The sequence below is a fragment of the Parvibaculum sp. genome (assembly GCF_049651025.1).
GTDB lineage: Bacteria > Pseudomonadota > Alphaproteobacteria > Parvibaculales > Parvibaculaceae > Parvibaculum.
In genome coordinates this window covers 22056-43963 of the sequence record NZ_JBASBH010000102.1, presented here as the reverse complement: position 1 = coordinate 43963, position 21908 = coordinate 22056, and the positions used below count along the sequence as shown (strand labels likewise).

Genomic DNA, 21908 nt, shown 5'->3' with positions numbered 1-21908 from the left:
CGCATGAACCGCCGCCGTATCATCTCCTGGGCCGTAGCTTTTCTGGCGCTTGTCGCCTGCAACGAGGCGGGCCGTCTGATCGCGGCGGGCTTGCATTTGCCGGTGCCGGGCACGGTGATAGGGCTTCTGATTTTGCTCGCCGCCCTCCTTGTCATGCGCCGCGTGCCCACGCCGCTTCGAGAGATGACGGTGTTTCTCCTCGCGCATCTCAATCTGTTTTACGTGCCCGCAGGTGTCGGCGTGATGGCCTATCTCGCGCTGGTGCGGCAGGACCTCTGGCCGATCATCGTCGCGCTGTTCCTCAGCACCTTCCTCGCCACGCTTGCGGCAGGGCTTGCCTTTCACTGGACGGCGAAATTCGTCCGCGACGATGAGAGCGGCACATGAGCGATGCGGTCGAGTGGGCAGCGCTTGGCGAGGCCGCGTTCTGGCTCGCGCTGACTGTCGCCTTTTACATCGGCGCGCGCCGCGTCCAGCAGATGGTGGGCGGTAGCGCGCTTGCTAACACGGTACTCATCGCCGCCTTGCCGATCATGCTGCTGCTTCATTTTGCAGGTATTCCGTTCTCGGATTACCGCGATGGCGGGGCGCCGCTGCTCTGGCTGCTTGGGCCCGCAACCGTCGCGCTCGCCGTGCCGCTCTATATCAACTTTCACCACGTCCGCGCCGCATGGTTGCCGATGTGCGTTTCGCTCGTGGTCGGATCGGTCGTCGCCGTCCTGTCCTCAATCTGGCTCGGCGATGTTCTGGGGGCGAGCATGGAGACGGTGCGCTCGCTGGCGCCCAAAACAGTGACAACGCCGATCGCCATGGGTATCGCATCGAAAATCGGCGGCGTCCCCGCACTCACCGCCGCTTTCGTGATCTTCACCGGCATCATCGGCGCGATCAGCGCGAGCGCGATCTTCAACGCTGTCGGCATTCGTGACCAACGCGCACGCGGCTTCGCCCTTGGCGTTACCTCGGGCGGCATCGGAACAGCGCGCGCATTTCAGGAAAGCCTGCTGGCAGGCACCTTCTCCGGCGTCGGCATGACGCTGAACGGCATCATCACGGCGATCTTACTGCCGTTGCTCTGGCTTGCCTTTTCCTGACCATCCACTGGAAACTCGCGATGGCCGACACCCGGTGGGGCCGGGGGACAGCCAGCCATCGCGAGCTCATGACGGATGTCAGAGATGGTCTGGATTTCCGTCGTAAATCTTGAAGTTCGTATCCGTCACGCCGGGAACATTAAGTCGGCGCAAAGTGCCGTCCTTGTCGATCTGATAGTCGAAGCAACCGCTGGGCCTGCCGGAGCCGAGCGTTATACAGAACTTGCCGTCCTTGATTGCCCAGACGCCACCATATTTCTTCCAGCTGCCGGCCTGGTTGCATGGCCGCTCGCGACCGTGAATCTTGCCGTCCTCCGTGTAGAATTCGTTGAAGTCGTTACGACCTGCGCTGCAGTCGCGATACTGCCCTTCGATCGTCTTGCCGGCGACAAGCTTGGCGACATCCTCGCCCCTCATATACACGTCGGCCAAGGCAGCACCCGCAAACAGGCTCGTCGCCGCCGCAGCCACCAAAATCAGAGATTTCACCTTCATGTCGTGTTTCCTCTTCCCAGGAACAGACGAAGCGCAATTGCTCCGTTTCCTTCCGCTGCCGAAGAGATTGGAGCAAGGCGGAGCACTCGGCTTTGATTGGTATCAAATTTGGTTGCCGATTATGCCATGTCTGCGCGCGGCCGACATGGGCAGGCGGGAGGGCGGGCAAGCATAATATCAGTTGGCGGAACAACTTCCGCCGCCGAGAACGCAGAATTTTGCGCAGTGGCGATGGTTGAGTTTTACGGGCCGGAAGCTCTCGGCCAGCGTATCGCCGAGATCGAATTGCGGGTCATCCGGCAGCAATGTGCAGGCGACGACGCGGGGCCGCGTCGCGCCCTTGCGTTTCACGACCATGCGGCTCGTCGCGCACATCATGCTTGCCGGATCGACATGCAGAATGTCCCAGCAGGCCGTCGTGATTTCGGGGACATCCACCCGCTCGTCCATTTCGGGAAAGAGAACGAGCGCGGCTGGATTGTATGCATCGACAGGTATGAGCCTGCCGGAAAAAAGCTCCGCATAGCCTGCGCGCTCAAGCGCTTCGTCTTCGCCCGATGACGTCCGCCCCGCAACCGTAATGGAGAAGCCTTCGCTAGCAAGCCAGCTCATGCCTTCCATCGTCTTGTCGAAGCTGCCCGCACCCCGCTCTGCATCATGCAGCGCCGCCGTATAGTGATCGATGCTGACGCGCAGCCGCAGTCTTGCGCCATGCCGCGCCTTGAGCGCCAGCAGCCCTTCACGAATGCGAGGGCGCATCATCGGCTGCATCGCATTGGTGAGGATCAATGCATCGTGCCCGCGCTGGAGCGCATCCCCGACCATTGTGAGAATGTCCGGGTTCATGAACGGCTCGCCGCCCGTAAAGCCGATCTCATGTGTCGCCAGCTTTTCGCGCGCGATCTCGTCGAGAAATGTCGCCACCTCCGCCGCCGATATATAGGCGAGGCGATCTTCCGTCGGGCTCGAATGTATATAGCAATTAGCGCATTCGATATTGCAGAGCGTGCCGGTATTGATCCACAGCGTCTCGAGCTTGTGGAACGACACGGACGCGCGGCGTTCTCCCTTCGCCGTGATGTCGGGATGGGAGAATTTTTCGAGCACAGGTGAGGGCGCAATGGTCATAGTTGAAAGTATAACATTTTAAGGTCGGCCTCACCGTTCACAAATCGGCGAGCGGGGGTAGAGTGCGGGTGACAACAAAAGAGGGCCTTGCATGCAGCACGAAATGACGGTCGGCGAGCTTCTGGATGACCGGGGACAGCTTGTCGAAGCAGGGTGGGCACGGAGCGAAAAGCGCCGTTATCGCCGCGACGCTATCCGCGCGCCCTGGTTCCGCATCAAGGAGTGGGACTATTACTGCGTCCTCGCCGACGATTATGGCATCGCGCTCACCATCGCCGACAACGCCTATATGGGGTTGCTCTCCGTCTCCTGGCTCGATTTTACGAAGCCCGATACGATCACCGATAGCGTTATCCTGCCCTTCACCAAGGGCCGCATGAAACTCCCCGAAAGCGCGGATGCGGGCGACATTGTCCAGCAGCACCCGAAAATGTCGTTGGCGTTCCAGCATAGGCCGGGCGGCCGCAGCCTGAGCGTCGATTGTCCGGGCTTCGCGCGCGGCCGTGGCCTCAAGGGGGAAATCCGTCTCGACCAGCCGGATATGGATCGCATGGTCATCGCCACGCCCTTTCGCAAGGTGCCGCGCGCTTTCTACTACAATCAGAAAATCAACTGCATGCCTGCCAGCGGAGAGATCGAGTTCGATGGCAAGCGGCATATATTCGAGCCCGCCTCGGCCATGGGCATTCTCGACTGGGGCCGCGGCGTCTGGACCTATGACAACACCTGGTATTGGGGTTCGGCCTCCGGTTTTGTCGATGGGCACCCGTTCGGCTTCAACATCGGATATGGCTTTGGCGACACCTCCGCCGCGACCGAAAACATGGTCTTTCTGGACGGCAAGGCGCACAAGCTTGGCGATGTGACCTTCCATATTCCGCATGGCACCTATGATGGCGCGCCATGGAAATTCACCAGCAGCGACGGGCGCTTCGAGATGGATTTCGAGCCGATCATCGACCGCAGCGCGGCGATGGACCTGAGAATCCTGCGCTCAGTCCAGCATCAGGTTTTTGGGCATTTCACCGGCTACGTCATTCTGGACGGCGGCCGGAAATTCGAGATCAGGCGCTTTCTGGGCTTTGCCGAAGAGGTGCAGAACCGCTGGTAAGCCTCTTGCGCGTCCGGCTGCGGAGAGGCTACATCTGGGGCCTTCGCGGGTGTAGCTCAATGGTAGAGCAGAAGCTTCCCAAGCTTACGACGAGGGTTCGATTCCCTTCACCCGCTCCAATTTTCATAGCGTCTTGAGGCAGGTTGGGGCGCTTTGGATAGTTCATCTGTCGACAGTCGCTTCAGTAGCGAAGATCGGAGATGAGGCCCATTTCAGTTCGCACGAAATTTTGTCGGAAAGGCAGCAATATCGGGCGAACTTTCGAGACAACGACGGCGGTTGAGCATTGGGGGGTGACCGCATCAGGGCAAGGGAGGGCTTCGGGCGTCTTGGACTATGATGCAACAAACAAATGATCGCTTTTAGAGCGCTGCGGATCGTTAGTTGGAACTGCAACGGAGCCCTGCGCAAGAAGTTGCACGCACTTGAACCTCTGGGTGCGGATGTGCTGGTGGTGCAAGAGTGCGAGGATCCCGCACGAGCGACTGATGATGCTTACCTAAAATGGGCGGGCAACTACTTGTGGGCCGGCTCAACAAAAAACAAAGGGATAGGGGTATTCGTAAGAGAGGGCATCACTTTGGAGCGCGTGGCTCTAGATATGTCGTCGTTGCGGCTCTTCCTTCCGTGTCTAGTGGATGGGGCTCCCCTGCTCGCCACGTGGACGCAGCGCGCCAACTCCCCAACATTTCCCTATATCGGTCAATTGTGGAAGTTTTTGCAGTGGCACAAGGACTTTTTGAGAAGTCCGCAAGCCCTTTTGGTTGGAGATTTCAATAGCAACGTGCGGTGGGATGTATGGGACCGGTGGTGGAACCATTCAGATGTGGTTGGGGAACTGCGGGACGTTGGCCTATGCAGCGCCTACCATGAACATCGGAGCATTCAGCAAGGCAATGAGCCTGATCCCACTTTCTACATGCATCGAAATATACAAAAGCCATATCATATCGACTACGCATTCGTAGGTCATGCGTGGAAGGTGGATGATGTGCAAGTTGGGCAAGCGAGTGAGTGGCTGGTTCACAGCGACCACATGCCATTGATAGTGGATACTGGCCGCGTTGGCCGTGTTGGCTGAGTTGTAGAGTTTTCTTGGAGTATTTGGGACGCTTACGCGTGCAACTCCATGTATCGGCAGCCCTCGTTATATAGGTATTTCTGACCATTCGGGCCGCCGAAAAATCGCTAAATTGGGACGCCCAAGCCTTCGCCGCCATGGCTGCGGGGCAGGCTGTTCGCATGAAAATGACTGGACGAAAGCTGCTTGCTGGTGCAGGTGTCGGGATGGGCAGATGCTCAAGGAGTGTCGGCGGCGAAAGTCCGATGCCGATGCTCGGACAACTGCAATAAGACAAGAGGTAAAATTTCAAATGAGCCAGTCTGTCTCGAACGAAGCGCGCGAAGTCGGCGACCGTGTTGAGGTTTTTGTTCGCACGATCGTCGTTCCCTATGAAAAGGATCTGCGCTGCGGTTCGCATGGGCCATCGGAAGAACTCGTCCGCGAGTTGCGCCAAAAGGCTCGTGCGGCGGACGTGATGACGCCGCATATCCGCAAGGATGGCGAACATTTCAGCCAGATCGAGACGGCCTATATTCTGAAAAAATCCGGCCTTTCGCCGCTGGGCCCCGTCGCCTGCAACACGATGGCGCCCGACGAAGGCAACATGTTCCTGCTCGGCAGGTCGGGCAGCGCCGAGCAAAAGGCGCGGTTCCTTGAGCCTCTTGTAAGCGGCGAGGCACGTTCTGCTTTCTTCATGACGGAGCCGTGGAGCGAAGGCGGAGCGGGCTCCGATCCGTCGATGATGAAGACGCAGGCCGTGCTTGATGGCAATCATTGGGTCATCAACGGTCGCAAGACCTACATCACCGGCGCGATGGGCGCGAAGGTCGGCATCGTCATGGCGAATTCCGCCCATGGCGCCTGCATGTTCCTCGTCGATCTGCCCGATCCCGCGATCAGGATCGACCGCGTGCTCGACACCATCGACAGTTCGATGCCCGGCGGTCACTCCGAAATCACGATCGACAATCTGCGTGTACCCGCCGATCAGATGCTGGGCGAGCCCGGCCAAGGCTTTCGCTTTGCGCAGATCCGGCTGGCTCCCGCAAGGCTTTCTCATTGCATGCGCTGGCATGGCGTTGCAACGCGCGCGCAGGAAATCGCCATCGACTATGCCTGCCGTCGCGAGGCTTTCGGCAAGCTGCTGATCGACCACGAAGGCGTCGGTTTCATGCTCGCTGAAAACCAGATCGACCTGAAGCAATCCGAACTGATGATCGACTGGTGCGCGGCTGCCCTCGACAGCGGTGGCGACGGCAATATTGAAAGCTCGATGACGAAGGTGTCCGTCTCCGAAGCGCTCTTCCGCGTCGCGGATCGTTGTGTGCAGGTGATGGGCGCATTGGGCGTGACGCAGGACACGATCGTCGAGCAGCTCTTCCGCGAGGTCCGCGCTTTCCGCATCTATGACGGCCCCACCGAAGTTCACAAATGGTCTCTGGCCAAGAAGATCAAGAAGCAGGCACTGAAAGGCGCCTGATCGAATATTGAACGAGGGACAGTCGGGACAATGTGGTGTCCTGACTGTCCTCGCAATGCCAAGGGCGAAAAGCGCGACGAAAACGGGTATAAAGGCTCCATCGAAATTCGAGCCCCGAGACGCGCATGCCTACCTCCTTTTACACGTTGATCGAGAATTCCTTTCCCGAAGACGGGCGCCAGATTGCCATTGAAGCGCCAGACCGCCCGCATGACCGGAAACATGGCCGTGCAAGCTGGTCTTTCAACGAGTTGAAGGCAGCGGTTGCGCGCTATGCGAGCCTCATCGCCCAGCTTGGCCTGAAGCGCGGCGACCGCGTGGCGGTGCAGGTCGAAAAATCCCCGGAAGCGCTTTTCCTTTATCTCGCCTGCCTGCGGGGCGGCTTCGTCTTCCTGCCGATGAATACGGCCTACCGCACCGATGAGGTGGACTATCTCGTCGGCAATGCCGAGCCGGCATTGATCGTGGGCGATCCGGCGCGCGAGAATGAATTGCACGAAATCGCTTCGCGCCACGGCGCCGTTCAGGTGTTGACGCTTGATGCGGACGGGCGGGGCAGCTTCAGCGAGGAAGCCGCGAAAGTTCGCGATGCGCAGCCCATTGTCGATTGCGCGTCGCGCGATCTTGCGGCGATCCTCTACACCTCCGGTACAACGGGCAAGCCCAAGGGCGCAATGCTGAGCCACGGCAATCTCGCCGCGAACGGGCTCGCGCTGCGCGACGCATGGGCCTTCACCGAAAACGACGTGCTGCTTCACGCCTTGCCGATTTTCCACGCGCACGGGCTTTTCGTGGCCTGCCACACGACGCTGCTCGCAGGCGCGCGCATGATCTGGATGTCGAAATTCGACCGATCGGAAATCCTGCGCCAGCTCCCCCGCGCAACCGTGTTCATGGGCGTCCCGACCTTTTACACGCGCCTGCTCGCCGGAGACGATTTCGACGCGAAGCTCGTCGGCCATATGCGCCTTTTCACCAGCGGCTCGGCGCCCCTGCTTGCCGAGACGTTTGATGAATTCAAATCGCGCACCGGCCTTGCGATCCTTGAGCGCTACGGCATGACTGAAACCGGCATGAACACCTCAAACCCCTATGAAGGCGAAAGACGCGCGGGCACAGTCGGCTTCCCGCTTCCGGGCGTCGAGGTGCGTGTGATGAACGAGGAAGGGGTCGAACTGCCGCAGGGTGAGATCGGCGACCTTCAGGTGCGCGGGCCCAATGTCTTCAGCGGCTATTGGCGCATGCCTGAAAAGACGGCGGAGGAATTTGCCGAAGGCGGTTGGTTCAAGACCGGCGACGTCGCGATGATCGATGCAGAGGGTTACGTCCACCTCGTCGGTCGCGCGAAAGATCTCATCATTTCGGGCGGCTTCAACGTCTATCCGAAGGAGATCGAGGGGCTGATCGACGAGATGCCCGAGGTCGATGAATCTGCAATCATCGGCGTCTCGCATAGCGACTTCGGCGAGGCGGGCGTGGCGGTTGTCGTGTTGCGAAATGGCGCGACGCTCAACGAGGCGACGTTGATCGCGAGGTTGAAGGACAAGATCGCGAATTACAAAGTGCCAAAGCACGCCTTCTTCGTTGAAAGCCTGCCGCGCAATACGATGGGCAAGGTGCAGAAAAATCTTTTGCGCGACACCTATCGCAACGCCTGCACCTGAAAAATCATCGCCGCCGATCCCTGGCGTCGCCGCGCTCCTGGCCGCGCCGTTCGACGCTTGTGTTGTCGTCCCGGCGACGGCGGCGATCCGGGCCGACATAGGCCGCGGCTTCGACGAACTCACGCGGCTTCTTCACCGTCGTTTCCAGTCGCGCGCGCAGTTGTGCGGCGGTGAAGGGCTTGAGCATGATCTCGTTGGCGCCTGCGTCGCGCGCGGCGACAATGCGCTCGCGTTCGGCAACAGCCGTCACGAACATCACCGGCACGGCATGAGGCAGCTTGTTGCTTCCGGTGCGCAGAAGTTTCAGAAATTTGACGCCGTCAAGCGGTGCGTAATCATCCACGATGATGAGGTCGATCGGCTCGCTCAGAAGCGTGTGCACGACCTCCTGGGCATTGCGTCCATGGATGACATTGCGGATGCCGAGTTCGCCAAGCACGGTGCGGAAGATGCCGAGCATCGGCAGGTTGTCGACAATGACAAGCGTGTTCAGTACACGGAGCTGGTCCGGCCCGAGTTCCGTAAGCGTCGCTGTCTCATCTCCTGATTTTTCGGTCATTGCCCCGACCCATTATGTAAAACAACAGTAATTATGGGAGGCGCGGGTTATCGAAAGGTTAGGAAATGCCCGACCAAGGAGCGGTCGCCCTAGCTCGCGTCGGAAAGACGCCTGCGCGTGTCGGGCACTTTGGTGCGCCGCCGTCTGTCCGGGCCGACAAATTCGGCGGTTTCGACCAGCGGGCGTGGCTTTACCAGAACGGATTCGAGGCGTGCGACGAGCTGCGCGGCTGAAAAGGGCCGCGAAAGAACTTCTGTTACCCCGGCGTCGCGCGCGGCGATAATTTCGCTTTTGCGCAATTTCGAGGTCATGAAAATGACGGGTAAGTCCCGGGGCGGCTTTGCCTGCGCCTTGCGAATGGTCTTCACCACAGTAAGCCCGTCCAACGGCGGCTTAAGATCGTCGATCAGAATGGCGTCGACCGGAAGGGTGGCGAGAATGTCGAGCGCATCGTCGCCGTTACGGGCTTCGTAGATGTGACCGACGCCAAGCGATTTCAGAATGCCGCAGACCAGACTTGCCATATGCGCCGCGTCTTCGACGACTAAAACAGCGATTGCGCCATAGGCCTTTTTGTTGAGAACGAGCGGGGCGGCTTTGGTGGCTTCTGTCATCATTTCGGGCATGGCTTTGATACTCGCTGAGCTTGCCCGAGCATCCCCTCAAACCATTAGAAAGTGGTTAGCGTTTGGTGTCCGTGTGTTCCTGCGCGAGTTCTTTGGCGGCTCTGGCGCGGCCGAGTTGCAGCCCCGTCAGGCGGCTGATGCCATGTTCGGTTTTCTCCCAATGAAACGGCCTCGTCACGAGTTGAAATATAGCCTTGTAGGCGCCGAGCGAGATCAGCAGCCAATAGGCGGGCATCATCAGCGCCGACAAAATGAGCGGCTGCAATCCACGCCCCGCTGCCGCCGTCATGCCGGCAAGTACCGTGATGCTGTAGCCGGACACCAGCACGATGAGATTGAAGACTGCAATGGCCACACCCTGTCGCAGATCCTCGAGCATGCCGCTTCCGGGTAGCGCATGTGTGGTGAAGATGGCGGCGAGTGCTGCCACATAGAAAAGCGGGTGGACGAGGCTCGACAGTGAGAACCCGCCGATCACGATCTGAAATCCAAGGAAGCCCTTGAAGCCGAGCGCGCGGTAAAGCTCCACGGGGTGGCGCATCCGCACGAGATAGGTCTGCATCCATCCCTTGATCCAGCGCGAGCGCTGCCGCAGCCAGTTATCGATACGGCAATTCGCCTCTTCCTGCGTTGTCGATCGGATGATGCCGGTGCGCAATCCGAGCAGCGCGAAACGCATGCCGAGATCGGCATCTTCGGTCACGTTGAAAGGGTCCCATGCGCCTGCCGATCGCAATATATCAGTCTTGAAATGCGTTGACGTGCCGCCGAGAGGTATCGGCATGCCGAGCTTTGCAAGCGCCGGCAGCAGCAGGTCGAAGAAGGACGCATATTCGAGCGCGAATTGCCGCGTCAGCCAGTTCTCGAACCAGTTGTAATAGTTGAGCTGCGCCTGCACGCAGGCGAGCTTCTCGTCGCCCTGCCGGAAGGCGGCGACGGCGCGTTTCAACTGGTCTGGTGCGGGCAAATCCTCCGCGTCATAGACGACGAGGAATTCTCCGCGCGCGAATGGCAGGGCGTAGTTGCAGGCTTTCGGCTTGGTGAGCGGCAGGCTGTGGGGCACGCGAATGAACTCGAAATTGCCCGGCAGTTGCAGCGCCTTGGCGGCCTTCCAGGTGTCGACGTCTATCTCTTCGAAGATCAGCTTGATGTCGAGCTTGGACGCGGGATAGTCGAGATTGCGAAGCGCATTGGCGAGAATCGGCAAGACCTCCGCCTCGCGAAAGAGCGGCACGAGAACGGTATAGATCGGCAACTCGCGATCCGCCTCGACGCCGCGCTCATAAGCGAGTTCATCTGCCGTGCGCGCGCCGCGCAATGTGAGAAAGATCGAGATGCTTCTCAATGTCGTGACGGAAAGGAAGCAGAGGCCGAGCGCAATGTTGATCGTGTAAATCGTATAGACGGGGGCCTGCCACAAGAAGAAGAGGATGAGCGCCGCGAATATCGCGATTGTCCATTTCTGGGTGCGGCTCACACGAAGGCTCGCCGAATCCTCCGGCATGCGCGTCGAGAGATCGAACCTTGCGCGCTCGCTGAGTTCGATGTGAAACCGCTCCAGAAGCGCCCGGTCGATATTTTGCGACGATGAAATCAGGACCGGGCAGGGCCGCCCTTCGCGTTCGGCAATGGCCGCCCGCGCTCTCTCGGGATCGGCGGCGACATAGACCGTCTCCCGATTGATCCAGCGCCACGGGATACAGCGTCGCGAAATGTAAAAGTCGAGATCGGTGCTTTTCGCGAGCGTCGGGTCGGGACGGTCGAGCTTCAGGTCCACAAATCGCACGCCGCTTTGCGCGCCGACAAGCCGCGCCACATCGGCATGGTGCATCTCGCCGGTGCTGACCATGATTTCGCCGAGGCGCGTCCCCCAGCGGCGCTGAAGCGCGAGGAGCGGCTGAACGGCATCGAGACCGATCAGCCCCGCGCTCACCGCAAGCTCGCCGATCAGGGATTTGGGCCGCGTCAAGAAGGCGCCAGCTTCGGCAAAACCCTCCCGATGCGCAGGCTCATCGCCTGGCGCTCCCGCACTTTCCCCCATCCGTGTCCCCCCGGCTCACGCACTGCGTATGCTCACGCAATCTGTCGAATATGTGACATAACCAATGGATGCTAATATTGAAATTTCACCATATGAATAGACCGAAAGGTCAGGAACGCTGCCGAAAGGCACGTGTCTTGCTCTGTGAAAGATGAATGACGGCTTGAGATCGAGATGCGTCCCCAGGCGATCCGCGACAGGACGCTTCCGTTTCATTTCAGCACGAGCGCAGTCCTGAGAGGGACGTGAAGCCACAGGCGACAGGTTTACGGACGAGCGAGTGACATGCGGCTTCTGATGTTCATCAATTTGATCGCGATCGTCGTCATAGCCGGCGCGCTCGCCCATATGTATGAGGGCACACCGCTTCCCCTGAAGCTCGTTTTCGCATCGGACAAAGGCAAGGGACCTGCGCAACCCGCGACACCCGAGCCGATGGCCGCCAGTGCAACCCCGCCTGAAGGTGCCGTCACGCCTGCGCCAAATCCCAAGCGTGCGGCCCTGGCGCTGGAGCCGCAGCATCAGCCGCGCGCCACCTTGCGCGTTCTCACCGAAGGCGCATATCCGCCCTTCAACTATCGCGACGGCAATGGCGATCTGACGGGCTTCGATGTCGACATGGCGCGCGCACTTTGCGATCGCCTGAAACGCGATTGCGTGATCGAAACGCGCGCCTGGGCCGAATTGCTCCCGGCGCTGAAGCGCGGCGAAGGCGATGTCGTCATAGCCTCGACGCTGATCCCCTCGCATGGCCGCCCCGTGCCCGCGCATGATGCCGACATTGCTTATACGCAAGCCTATTACACGACGCCCGGCCACTTCGCGGCGCGTCGAGATGCGCGTCTTTCAGGCGCGAGTGCCGATGCCCTTGCCGGGCGGCGCATCGTCGTCGAAGCGGGCACGACGCATGAAGCCTTTCTGAAAGCGCGCTATCCCGATGCAGTTATCCTCGATGTGAGTTCGCTCAGCCTCGCGCAATCCTCCCTCGTCAATGGCCGCGCCGATCTTCTGTTTGCCGATCGCAATGCCTTGCTGCGCTGGATGATGAGCGGCAAGGGCGCAGAGTGCTGCCGCCTCGTCGGGCGCGATTACAATGATCCGATTTATTTCGGTCCCGGTGCGGGCATTGCGCTGCGCGTCGAAGACGAAGCGCTGCTGGCGAGCATCGACAAGGCGCTTGTCGAGCTTAATGCGGACGGAACGCAGGCGAAAATATCCACGCGCTATTTCGGCCAGAACATTCGCTGATCGAGATCAGCGCTCGGCGGGCATCAGATCGCGCGGGCGACCGAAAAACACGGTGCGTCCCTCTCCCTCTTCAATCTCCGCCCAGTCATCGACATCGAATTCGAAAACGATGAAGCCGCCTGTCGGCACGCCGTGAGCCACGCGCATCGCAACCTCTTCGTCGGGGTCTTCGGCCAGCGCCATGGCAAGCAGTACAAGGCCCGGATTATGCGCAACGACTAGCAGCGTCTCCGCGTCTGCGGGCGCGGCATGAATTTCCTCGAGCATGACATCGGGCATCGCATGATAAAGCTCGTCGCGATAGATCACCGGAACTTTTTTACCGAGAAGCGGCGCGAGTGGCGCGAAGGTTTCGAGCGCACGTTTCGCTGTGGAGCAAAGGACTGCGTCGGGGCGATAGGGCGAGTCCGCAATATAGCGCGCCATGAAATTCGCCGAGCGTCTTCCCCGCGCGTTGAGCGCCCGGTCGAAATCGTCGCTGGCCGGATCGCTCCAGTCCGATTTGGCGTGACGCAGCAGGCAGAGCCTTTTCATCGCGCGCCCTCCTTGAGTTTGAAGAATGGCAGAGCGAGGCTCCAGAAAAACCATGTCGGCTTGAAGTCGGTACAATCGGCAAGGCCGATCCGCATGCCGGTCTGTCCGCCGCGCGGGCTTGCGCGATAAGTGCCAAAGAGCCTGTCCCAGATGGACAGGTTGAAGCCGAAATTGCTGTCATGCTCATCGCGCTCGACCGAATGATGCACACGGTGCATGTCGGGCGTGACGATGACGAGGCGCAGCGCGCGATCCACCGCTTCACCGAGCCGCACATTGCCGTGATTGAACATCGTCGTTCCGTTGAGCAGGACTTCAAAAACCAGAACCGCAACCGCAGGCGCGCCAAGTGCCGCGACAGCCGCCATCTTGATAAGCATGCTGACGAAAATCTCTAGCGGATGAAAGCGCACGCCGGTCGTCGTGTCGATATCGGGATCGGCATGATGAACGCGGTGCAGACGCCAGAAAATGCTGAAGCGGTGAAACGCGACATGCTGGGCGTAAATCAGCAGGTCGAGCGCGATAATGGTGAGCGGAATGGAGAGAAGGAGCGGCAGATCGAGGCGATTGAAAAGCCCCACATTCTCCGTCGCCGCCCAGATGGCGATACCGACCGCAAGCGTCGGCAGTGCAAAGCGGATGAGAAGCGTACCGGCCGCGCTCAGGCCGAGATTGGTCCACCAGCGACGTCGCCCGCGCAACAGCGCCCGGCGGGGTGCGACAAGCTCCCATAGCGCCATCGCAGCGAGCACGCCTGCGAAGCCGGCAAGCCTGACGGCGGGCTCATGGCCGAGAAGAAAGGCGCTCATTGCGAGGTCCTTAAGGGAGGCATGCCGCCCGAAAGAGCGGGTGCCAGACTGGTGGGCAGCACTATAAGGGGCCTTTGGCCGCTTGAAAAAGCCTGACGATGGCCGCTCAATGCGGCAAGAACAGCGGATGCTCCTTCGTTGCGGCTCGGCTAGAATAAAGAACGTTCGCAGACGTAAGGGAATGCTGGGGCGGGGGGATAGAATGTCGATGCGGGGGTTCGCAAAATGGAGTGCCGTCGCCATGCTTGCGGGGGCATTTATGCCTGCGCTGGCGGCCGAGCCTGTGGGCGACGAGACGTTTGAGGGCGGTTTTGCCTGCCTGAAGCCTTCCGGCAAGGCGGACAAGGCGCCCCTCATCTGCCAGAGCGAAATCAACCCCTCGCTGCCGAGTTTCGATTTTTCTCTCGTCTGGCATGAGGATGAGAAGGAGGGGCTTCGCGTTCTCGACCGCATCGAAATACGTCGCAAGGGCGAGCCGCAACCTTTTCAGATTCTGTCGCCGGTCGAATCGAGCCTGTCGCCGGAAATTCAGAATAATGGCTTTGAAGTTCTCGATCTCAACTTCGACGGCTATCTCGATCTGCGCGTCATTCGCTTCACGCCGGCGGGTCCGAACATGCCCTATCAGAACTGGCTCTGGTCGAAGGCGGAGGACAAGTTTATTCCCAGCCCCGCGCTCGATCAGATCACCTCGCCGCAATTCGATGCCGAGTCCCGCGAGATTGTGAGCCACTGGCGCTCAAATGCCGCGGAAAGCGGCAGCGACGTCTATTCCTATGACGATGAAGCGCCCGTGCTCATTCATCGCGAAGCCGATGCCTATGACGGCAGCGGTGCTTGCACCCGTACTTTCTATGACCGGATCGAGGATGAGCTGCGCAAGACCGGAACCGGACCATGCAAGGACGAGAACTAGCCCTTCGCCCTTATACGGTCATGTGGCGCGCGCGTGCGCCGCGTTCGATTGCCGCCGCGATGAGCTTTTCGATGCCGAGCGTATCGCGCAGCAATTGCAGAAGCCGCAATTCTTCCTGCCCGACAGTGAGATCGGCTGACGCGACTTCGACGGCCACGGCATAAGCCGTTTCGCGCATATGCACAGGCAGCGCATCTTTCACCAGCCCGAACACGGCATCGAGCCCGCCATCTTCCTGCAGGATCGCCGCGCATTCCTTGGCAACCGGAATGAGCCGCGCGGCGTCGAATCCACGAAAGGCGGGGAGATGCTTCACGATATCGCCGATGGTGCGAAGCTCATTGTCGCTCATGGCGCTGTCGACGGCACTCATGGTGACCATGACATAGATGAGGGCAGTTTCTGGCGCGATCGTCGACATGCAGGAAGTTCCCGGACGAATTGAAAGGATGAGCGAGCTTAGGGTCAGGCGCACGTAGCGGCAAGCGCGGGCTTACGTCTCTTCTGACAGAAAGGCCCGCGCCCCGGCAATCGCCTCGGCAAGTCCGACGCGCTCGACAGTGACGCCGGGTGGAAAGGCCGATGTAAGCCGCGTCGGCAGCCGGGAATCGAGCATGATGAAAACGCCCTTGTCGCGCGCGCTGCGAATGAGCCGCCCGAAAGCCTGCTTCAGCCTGAGCCGCGTCAGCATGTCGTCATAGCGCCCGCCGCCGAAGCGTTCGCGTCGCGCCTTGTGCAGAATGTCAGGGCGCGGCCAGGGTGTGCGATCGAAGACGATCATGCGGAGCGCATCGCCGGGCACATCGACGCCGTCGCGCACGGCGTCCGTGCCGAGCAGGCAGGCGTGGCGTTCGGCGCGGAAAATATCGACAAGCGTACTCGTGTCGAGCGCGTCCACATGCTGGGCATAAAGCGAAATCCCCGCCTGTTCGAGCGGCGCGATGAGGCGCTCCTGCACCGCGCGCAAGCGATGGATCGCGGTGAACAGCCCGAGGGCGCCGCCGCCTGCCGCGAGGAAAAGTTCGCGATAGGCCGCCGCAACCTGATCGACATCATTGGTCTTCACATCGCGCACGACGAAGATGCGCGCCTGTCTGGCATAGTCGAAGGGCGAGACCATGAAGGCGCGCCGCGCCGGTGTCACCAGATGGCTGACGCCTGTGCGTATTTCCGCCGACTGCCAGCCGTCATCTTCGTCCACATCGTCGACGAGACGGTCGCGCAAGGTCGCCGACGTAATGACGACACCATGCGCGGGCTCGAGCACGGCTTCGGCAAATGGCTGGCTCGGATCGCGCCAGTGCCGATGCATGCCCACATCGACTTCGCGCCCGGCGATGCGTTCGATCGAAAACCAGTCGACGAAAATATCAGGTGTCGGACGCCCGAGCGTCGACAGCATGGAGCGCCAGGAAGGGATCAGAAGTTTTGCACGGCGTTCGAGCCCTCGCGCTGCCGCATCCATGCGAATGCGCAACGATGTGTCGAGGTCTTCCGTTTCGGCGTCGAGCTTCACGCGCAAACGCTCTGCAATGCGTAGAAGCGGCAGCGCAAGACGCTCCAGCGCTTGATCGAGCGCGCGCGCTGCTTCTTCAATGCCGGGAACAAGCGGTTCGATCTCTGCTTCCAGCGAATAGAGCGTGTCGGCTTCGCTGGAGCGCGCATGAACCTGCGTGCTGACCAGCGCGAGAAATTGCTCCGCCTGTCCGCGCGGCGTCCCGTCATTGAGCCGTCCGGCCCAGCCCGGTGCGGGAAGGGCGGCGGCGGCATTGATGGCTGCCGACAAGGCTTCTTCCGCCATCTCGTCGCCGCCGGTCAGATCGCCGATACGATCTTCAAGCCCGCGGCCGCGCCGTCCGCGTTGGCCTTCCGCGCCTCTGATCCAGCGCCGCAGCTCTCCCGCCTCGGCAGCCGAGAGATGCGTCGAGAAAGCTCCGTCCGCCGCATCGAATATGTGATGGCCTTCGTCGAAGACGAAACGCGAGCGTTCCTCACGCCCGCTCGGCTCCTCGTCTTCGGAGTTGCCGGCCGCCTCGACCGAGGTTGCATTCGCTTTGGGCGAGAGTGCGGCGATCGCAAGATCGAGCGCCGCCTGCCGCATGACGAGCGCATGATTGGCAACGACGATATCGGCGCGCCGCGCCTTGCGGATTGCTTTCTCGATGAAGCACTTCTTGAAATGCGGGCAGGCCGTGTAGACGCATTCGCCGCGCCTGTCTGTCAGTCCGCCGCGCCCCTCGCCGACATTGGTCAGGCGCTGCGCGAGCCAGGCGGGGAAATCGCCGCCCACCATGTCGCCGTCGCGGCTTGCCCGCGCCCAGCGCGCCACCAGACCGACAGCGACCGCGCCGCCGCTCCGCGCCGCGCGATCGGCGAATTCGGCAAAGTTCAGCAGGCAGAGATAATTCTCGCGACCCTTGCGGATAACGGCCTTCTCCGCCTTCTCGGCAGGGTCGGGATAGAGCCGTGTCAATTCCTGATCGAGCTGGCGCTGAAGGTTCTTCGTATAGGTCGAAAGCCAGACCGTGCCCTTGTTGCGCTGCGCCCAGAGGCTCGCAGGCGCGATATAGCCAAGCGTCTTGCCAATGCCCGTGCCTGCTTCGGCAATGACGATATTGGGTTCGCCCATCGTTTCGCGCGCATTGAAGGCGCGCGCCGTCGCGGCGGCGAAGTCGGATTGTCCGCTGCGCTTTTCAGCGTCCGGTCCGACGAGTTCGGCAAGCCGCGCGCGTGCGTCGTCTTCGCTGACCGGAATGGAGCTTGGATTGCCGCGTGGCGCGCGATCTTCCCATTCGGGCAGATCGTTCCACACGTCGAAACCGCGCCCGGTCTGCGGGCGCCCGTCGCGTGTGATGACGTCGCCAAGCGCTGCCATGACGCCGGGCCCCCAGGCCCAGCCAGCCTCCGCCATGCGCCATGCAACGCGCCCCGCAGCGCTGCGGTCGGGGTAGTGCGGCGATTGCAGCGTCGCCAGCAGCTTTGCTGCGGCCTGATGCAGCATCAGCGCCTGTGTTTCGGGTTGCTCTCCGGCATCAAGCCCCAGCGCACGGGCAAGCCCACCCGGTGTCGGCAGGCAGGGGGCGGCGGGATGGACGAAGGCGAAAAGCTCAAGAAGGTCGAGAACCTTCGGCCCGGCATCGCGCTCGTGCCGCTTGTTGCCTTTTCCCAGACCCAGCGCAATCCGCCGCGCGGTAAAGCCCGGATGGACGGTGATGACCGTCTCGCGCGCCAGCATGTCGAGCGCTTCTTCGGCGCCCAGCTCCTCCACCTCGCCATCGGCACTGACGGCAAGCGCACCCCAGCGCATGGCGCTCCCCGTGCCGATGCGGGCAGGGACCAGCGCGGGCGCATCGGGAAGGACAGGGCCTCCCATCTGGAAGCCAGCCGAATCGTGGACAGGAGAATGGGCCATTGCCTCTCAGTATAGCTGCCCTCGGGCCTGCGGTGGGGCAGCTATAGGCAGAAAATTAGAGGCTGATATTCGGGAAGGATTTGGCGAGCACGCTCCAGCTTGCCGAAATCTTCGGCTGCAACCGCGCAACATCATGCATCGCCGTTTCCGCGCGGCCGGATTTGACGGCGTCCGCGATCTCTTGAGCCACATTCGCCACGGCGACAAGACCGACCTCCCGGGCCTCTCGTTGCAGCCGCTCGGCGTTGTTGTGCAGGGCGAGGACGTCTCGCGCTGCCTTTGCGCGATCGATTTCGCGCAGCAATTCGACGACGCGTATCAGCGACGCGACCATGCGCTCCGTCGTGCGTTCGACACCAAGTTCGCGTTCCAGTTCATAGAGATAGTCGTGATCGACGAGCCGGTCGGGCTGCATCGGGGATAGTCGTGGCGTCTTCTGCGCGGATTGCGGCGCGGCAATTGCTCCCGCTTCGCGCGGCAAGCGAAACCAGAAGGTGCTGCCTTGCCCGGCGGCGCTATCGACCTGGATCTGGCCACCCATGATCCGGGTCAGTCGATCGCAGACGGCAAGGCCAAGTCCCATGCCGCCCGGCCGTTCCTGCTCGCTGTGTTCATCACCCTGCGTGAAGCTTTCAAAAAGCCGCGTTTTGGCGCTTTCTGTCAGCCCGACGCCCGTATCGATCACAGAGAAGCGCAAACCCTCGGTTTGCGCGTCAACCGCGGCAGACTGCACACGCAGGATAACGCCGCCCGATTCCGTAAACTTGATAGCGTTGGAGACGAGGTTGACCAGCACCTGCCGCAGCCGGTCGGGATCGGCGATCATGGTCGGCGGTGTGCTGGGCACCAGATCGAGTTCCAGCGACAGACCGCGCTCTTTCGCCCGCGGACGCATCAGCCGCACGACGCTCTTCACAAGCTCTGCCGGATCGAAGCTGCGCGGCTTCAGTTCCAGAGTGCCCGCTTCCATCTGCGAGAAGTCGATCATGTCGTCGAACAGACGCCGCAGCATTTCGCTCGACGCGCTCATGGCCTGAGCAAGATTGTGCTGCGTCTCGGTCAACGGCTCATCATGAAGCTGCACGGCCATATGCGACAGCGTCTCGAGCGGCGTGCGAACCTCATGGCCGAGAATATCGAGAAACTCGCTCTTGGCGCGGTTTGCAGCTCTGGCGCGGATTTTCGCTTCTTCGGCGTCGGCGCGTTTTTGTTCGGTCGCCGCATGTGCCCGCGCCATGCGCTCGACAAGATCGGCGTTTTCAAAGCGCAGCCGAATGGCTTCGCGATAGGACTTGTGCATCTGTCGCGTCCAGCCGAACAGGGCGAACAGGAACAGGAGCCCGAGGGCGACTGTCGCAACCGAGAGCAGTTCGGGAAAATACAGCAACATAAGCAGCGTCGGCGCGCAGGCGGCGCTGACATAGACGATGACCGCAGGCGGATAGGTGGCGCGCGAGATGGCGGTTGCCATGCTCAGGACGGACAGGACGAGAGCGAAAAAAATGTGATGCGCGAAGGACGAGCCCGGCAGCCACAAGAGCCCGCCAATGCCCCAGGTCATGCCGCTGATGAAGGTGGCAACCGCGTAGCGCTGCGCCCAGGTCAAGGCACGCTCGCATGCATCGGGATCCGCCCTGAAGCCGGTGCGGACCCGGTCAAAGATGATTTGGGCAATCGCCTGTATCGCGACGACAATGCCGGTCGTCCAGACGGGGGCCGTCGGATAGAAGGTCAGGCCGACAATGAGAATGGCGCCGAAAATCGTGTAGCGGCTGCTGCCGCCCAGATCGAGGAGCAGGCGCACCTCTTCAGCGGCAATGCGTGTCTCAAGATCGGGTTTGCGGTGGATGCGTCCCGCCGCCGCTGCGAATGCGGCGTCTGAATCCATGACCTTTGCGGGGGGCAGTTCCGTCTCGGACATAAAACGCAATTCGGCTACTATTTGCTGACGGCGCTGCTGCATCTGAAAGGTTTTATCGGACCTGTCGGGAGCAGATCGTGTCGCGTTGACTGTACGGGACCCGAAGCTTAGGGTCCCGTCACTTTACAAATCATTAAGCTATTTTTCGCAGGTCGTTATGTCGTCGGAAGCCCAGAACACGCACGAATCCGCCTTCCTTGAGATTGCCCGGGTGAGCAAAGCCTGGCCTTTCGAGGAAGCGCGGAAACTTGTCGAGCGGCTGGAGAAAGAGGGCAATCCAGACCGTACCGTCCTGTTTGAAACGGGCTACGGCCCGTCCGGCCTGCCGCATATCGGCACCTTCGGGGAAGTGGCGCGCACGACCATGGTGCGTCGCGCCTTCGAAACGCTGATGCCGGGCGTGAAGACGCGCCTTCTTTGCTTCTCGGACGACATGGACGGTTTGCGCAAGGTGCCGACCAACGTGCCGAACCAGGAGATGCTGGCGAACTACATCAATATGCCGCTGACCAAGGTGCCTGATCCATTCGGCGAATATCCGAGCTTCGGCGAACATAATAATGCCCGCCTGCGCTCGTTCCTCGACAGCTACGGCTTTGAATACGAGTTCGCCTCCTCGACCCAGTATTATAAAGAGGGTCGCTTCGACGCGATGCTTCTCAAGGTTCTGGCGAAGTTCGATGAGATCATGGCGATCATGTTGCCGAGCCTGCGCGAAGAGCGCCAGCAGACCTATAGCCCGATCCTGCCCGTCAGCCCCCGCACCGGCCATGTGCTTCTCGTGCCGCTCATCGAGCGCAATGTCGAGAAGGGCACGGTCACCTATGCCGAACCGGAAACCGGGGAGATTGTCGAGGTGCCTGTCACCAGCGGCCATTGCAAACTGCAATGGAAGGCTGACTGGGCGATGCGCTGGGCGGCTCTCAAGGTCGATTACGAAATGGCCGGCAAGGATCTGATCGACAGCGTCAAGCTCGCCTCGCGCATCTGCCGCGTGCTCGGCGTCAATCCGCCGGAAGGTTTCAACTACGAGCTTTTCCTCGATCAGGAGGGCAAGAAGATTTCGAAGTCGAAGGGCAACGGCCTTTCGATTGAAGACTGGCTGCGTTATGCGAGCCCGGAAAGCCTGCAATATTTCATGTATCAGGCGCCGCGCACTGGCAAGCGGCTCTATTTCGATGTGATCCCGAAAAACGTCGATGAGTATCTCGCTTCGCTGACGAATTTCGGCAAGCAGGAAACGAAGGAGCGCCTCGGCAACGCGGCCTGGCACATCCATCGCGGACAGCCGCCCGCCGAAGACCTGCCGATCAGCTTTGCGCTGCTGCTCAATCTTGCCAGCGCCTGTCAGGCCGAGGACAAGTCCGTGCTCTGGGGCTTCATCCGCCGTTATGCGCCCGATGCGACGCCGGAGAACCTGCCCAAGCTTGACCAGCTCGTCGGCTATGCGGTGAATTACTTCCACGATTTCGTGAAGCCCGCAAAAACCTATCGCGCGCCGAGCGAGATGGAACGCACCGCGCTTGCCGATCTCGCCTCGCGCCTCGAAGTTCTTGACGGTCAGGACACGGCTGAAGAGCTGCAGAACCTCGTCTATGAAATCGGCAAGGCGCATGGTTTCGAGAACCTGCGCGACTGGTTCCGTGCGCTTTACGAGGTGCTGCTGGGCGAGGCGCAAGGGCCGCGTTTCGGCTCCTTCATCGCGCTTTATGGCATGAAGGAAACCGCGAAACTCATCCGCCGCGCGCTGGCGGGCGAGGATCTTTCGAAAGCCTGAGGCAATTCTCCATAGAGCAGGCCGTTC

19 protein-coding genes and 1 tRNA gene are annotated in these 21908 nt (G+C 60.9%); 10 read left to right on the top strand and 10 right to left on the bottom strand.

Annotation, left to right across the window (positions count from 1 at the left end; all coding sequences use genetic code 11):
- Positions 1-3 precede the first annotated feature (3 nt).
- Together WA943_RS13425 and WA943_RS13420 are read left to right on the top strand one after the other, a co-directional pair.
- Complete coding sequence (locus WA943_RS13425) at positions 4-387, top strand: CidA/LrgA family protein (protein ID WP_424470390.1); 384 nt, start codon at positions 4-6, stop codon at positions 385-387.
- Entirely contained in the window at positions 384-1094 is a 711-nt protein-coding gene (locus WA943_RS13420) for an LrgB family protein (RefSeq protein WP_424470389.1), read from the top strand. Before WA943_RS13425 ends, WA943_RS13420 begins: the two co-directional genes overlap by 4 nt.
- Positions 1095-1172: 78 nt before the next feature.
- Here the strand turns inward: WA943_RS13420 and WA943_RS13415 are convergent, their stop codons facing one another.
- On the bottom strand, positions 1173-1589 hold the full coding sequence (locus WA943_RS13415) for a hypothetical protein (protein WP_424470388.1): 417 nt from the start codon (positions 1587-1589) through the stop codon (positions 1173-1175).
- Between the two features lie 177 nt (positions 1590-1766).
- The gene (locus tag WA943_RS13410; protein WP_424470387.1) at positions 1767-2717 is read right to left on the bottom strand and encodes a radical SAM protein; all 951 of its coding nucleotides are present in this window, start codon (positions 2715-2717) and stop codon (positions 1767-1769) included.
- A 91-nt stretch (positions 2718-2808) separates the two neighbouring features.
- On the opposite strand from WA943_RS13410, the gene WA943_RS13405 reads away from it, so the two are divergent.
- The 5 genes from WA943_RS13405 (at position 2809) to WA943_RS13385 (ending at position 8035) form a co-directional block, all read left to right on the top strand.
- Positions 2809-3828, top strand: a complete 1020-nt coding sequence (locus tag WA943_RS13405; protein WP_424470386.1) for a DUF2804 domain-containing protein — start codon at positions 2809-2811, stop codon at positions 3826-3828.
- Positions 3829-3873: 45 nt separating this feature from the next.
- Positions 3874-3947: transfer RNA gene (locus tag WA943_RS13400), tRNA-Gly, on the top strand.
- 233 nt (positions 3948-4180) lie between these two features.
- Positions 4181-4909, top strand: coding sequence for an endonuclease/exonuclease/phosphatase family protein (locus tag WA943_RS13395; protein WP_424470385.1), 729 nt, complete (start codon positions 4181-4183; stop codon positions 4907-4909).
- A gap of 292 nt (positions 4910-5201) precedes the next feature.
- Positions 5202-6371 (top strand): acyl-CoA dehydrogenase family protein, encoded by a 1170-nt coding sequence (locus WA943_RS13390; protein ID WP_424470384.1) that lies wholly within the window; start codon positions 5202-5204, stop codon positions 6369-6371.
- Between the two features lie 125 nt (positions 6372-6496).
- A complete protein-coding gene (locus WA943_RS13385; protein WP_424470383.1) occupies positions 6497-8035 on the top strand; it encodes a malonate--CoA ligase in 1539 nt (512 codons plus the stop codon).
- Positions 8036-8039: 4 nt separating this feature from the next.
- Here the strand turns inward: WA943_RS13385 and WA943_RS13380 are convergent, their stop codons facing one another.
- From WA943_RS13380 to WA943_RS13370, 3 genes are all read right to left on the bottom strand, one after another.
- Positions 8040-8594 carry a response regulator gene (locus WA943_RS13380; RefSeq protein ID WP_424470382.1) on the bottom strand — a complete coding sequence of 185 codons (555 nt, stop codon included), beginning with the start codon at positions 8592-8594 and terminating at the stop codon, positions 8040-8042.
- 89 nt (positions 8595-8683) lie between these two features.
- Positions 8684-9220 (bottom strand): response regulator, encoded by a 537-nt coding sequence (locus WA943_RS13375; protein ID WP_424470381.1) that lies wholly within the window; start codon positions 9218-9220, stop codon positions 8684-8686.
- A gap of 55 nt (positions 9221-9275) precedes the next feature.
- A complete protein-coding gene (locus tag WA943_RS13370) occupies positions 9276-11189 on the bottom strand; it encodes a glycosyltransferase family 2 protein (RefSeq protein WP_424470380.1) in 1914 nt (637 codons plus the stop codon).
- Positions 11190-11546: 357 nt separating this feature from the next.
- Here WA943_RS13370 and WA943_RS13365 point away from each other — a divergent pair, with 357 nt between their 5' ends.
- Positions 11547-12509: a transporter substrate-binding domain-containing protein gene (locus tag WA943_RS13365; protein ID WP_424470379.1), complete on the top strand. Its 963-nt coding sequence runs from the start codon at positions 11547-11549 to the stop codon at positions 12507-12509.
- 6 nt (positions 12510-12515) lie between these two features.
- Here the strand turns inward: WA943_RS13365 and WA943_RS13360 are convergent, their stop codons facing one another.
- Together WA943_RS13360 and WA943_RS13355 are read right to left on the bottom strand one after the other, a co-directional pair.
- On the bottom strand, positions 12516-13043 hold the full coding sequence (locus WA943_RS13360; protein WP_424470378.1) for a SixA phosphatase family protein: 528 nt from the start codon (positions 13041-13043) through the stop codon (positions 12516-12518).
- The gene (locus WA943_RS13355; protein WP_424470377.1) at positions 13040-13855 is read right to left on the bottom strand and encodes a sterol desaturase family protein; all 816 of its coding nucleotides are present in this window, start codon (positions 13853-13855) and stop codon (positions 13040-13042) included. Before WA943_RS13355 ends, WA943_RS13360 begins: the two co-directional genes overlap by 4 nt.
- 208 nt (positions 13856-14063) lie before the next feature.
- On the opposite strand from WA943_RS13355, the gene WA943_RS13350 reads away from it, so the two are divergent.
- A complete protein-coding gene (locus WA943_RS13350) occupies positions 14064-14771 on the top strand; it encodes an XAC2610-related protein (RefSeq protein WP_424470376.1) in 708 nt (235 codons plus the stop codon).
- Between the two features lie 10 nt (positions 14772-14781).
- Here WA943_RS13350 and WA943_RS13345 read toward each other — a convergent pair whose 3' ends face one another.
- The 3 genes from WA943_RS13345 to WA943_RS13335 form a co-directional block, all read right to left on the bottom strand.
- A complete protein-coding gene (locus WA943_RS13345; protein WP_424470375.1) occupies positions 14782-15192 on the bottom strand; it encodes a tellurite resistance TerB family protein in 411 nt (136 codons plus the stop codon).
- Positions 15193-15264: 72 nt separating this feature from the next.
- The gene (locus WA943_RS13340; RefSeq protein ID WP_424470374.1) at positions 15265-18144 is read right to left on the bottom strand and encodes an ATP-dependent DNA helicase; all 2880 of its coding nucleotides are present in this window, start codon (positions 18142-18144) and stop codon (positions 15265-15267) included.
- Positions 18145-18238: 94 nt separating this feature from the next.
- Entirely contained in the window at positions 18239-20104 is a 1866-nt protein-coding gene (locus WA943_RS13335; protein ID WP_424470373.1) for a sensor histidine kinase, read from the bottom strand.
- 157 nt (positions 20105-20261) lie between these two features.
- Between WA943_RS13335 and WA943_RS13330 the strand changes: the two genes are divergently transcribed.
- A complete protein-coding gene (locus WA943_RS13330) occupies positions 20262-21881 on the top strand; it encodes a lysine--tRNA ligase (RefSeq protein WP_424470372.1) in 1620 nt (539 codons plus the stop codon).
- Positions 21882-21908: the final 27 nt, after the last annotated feature.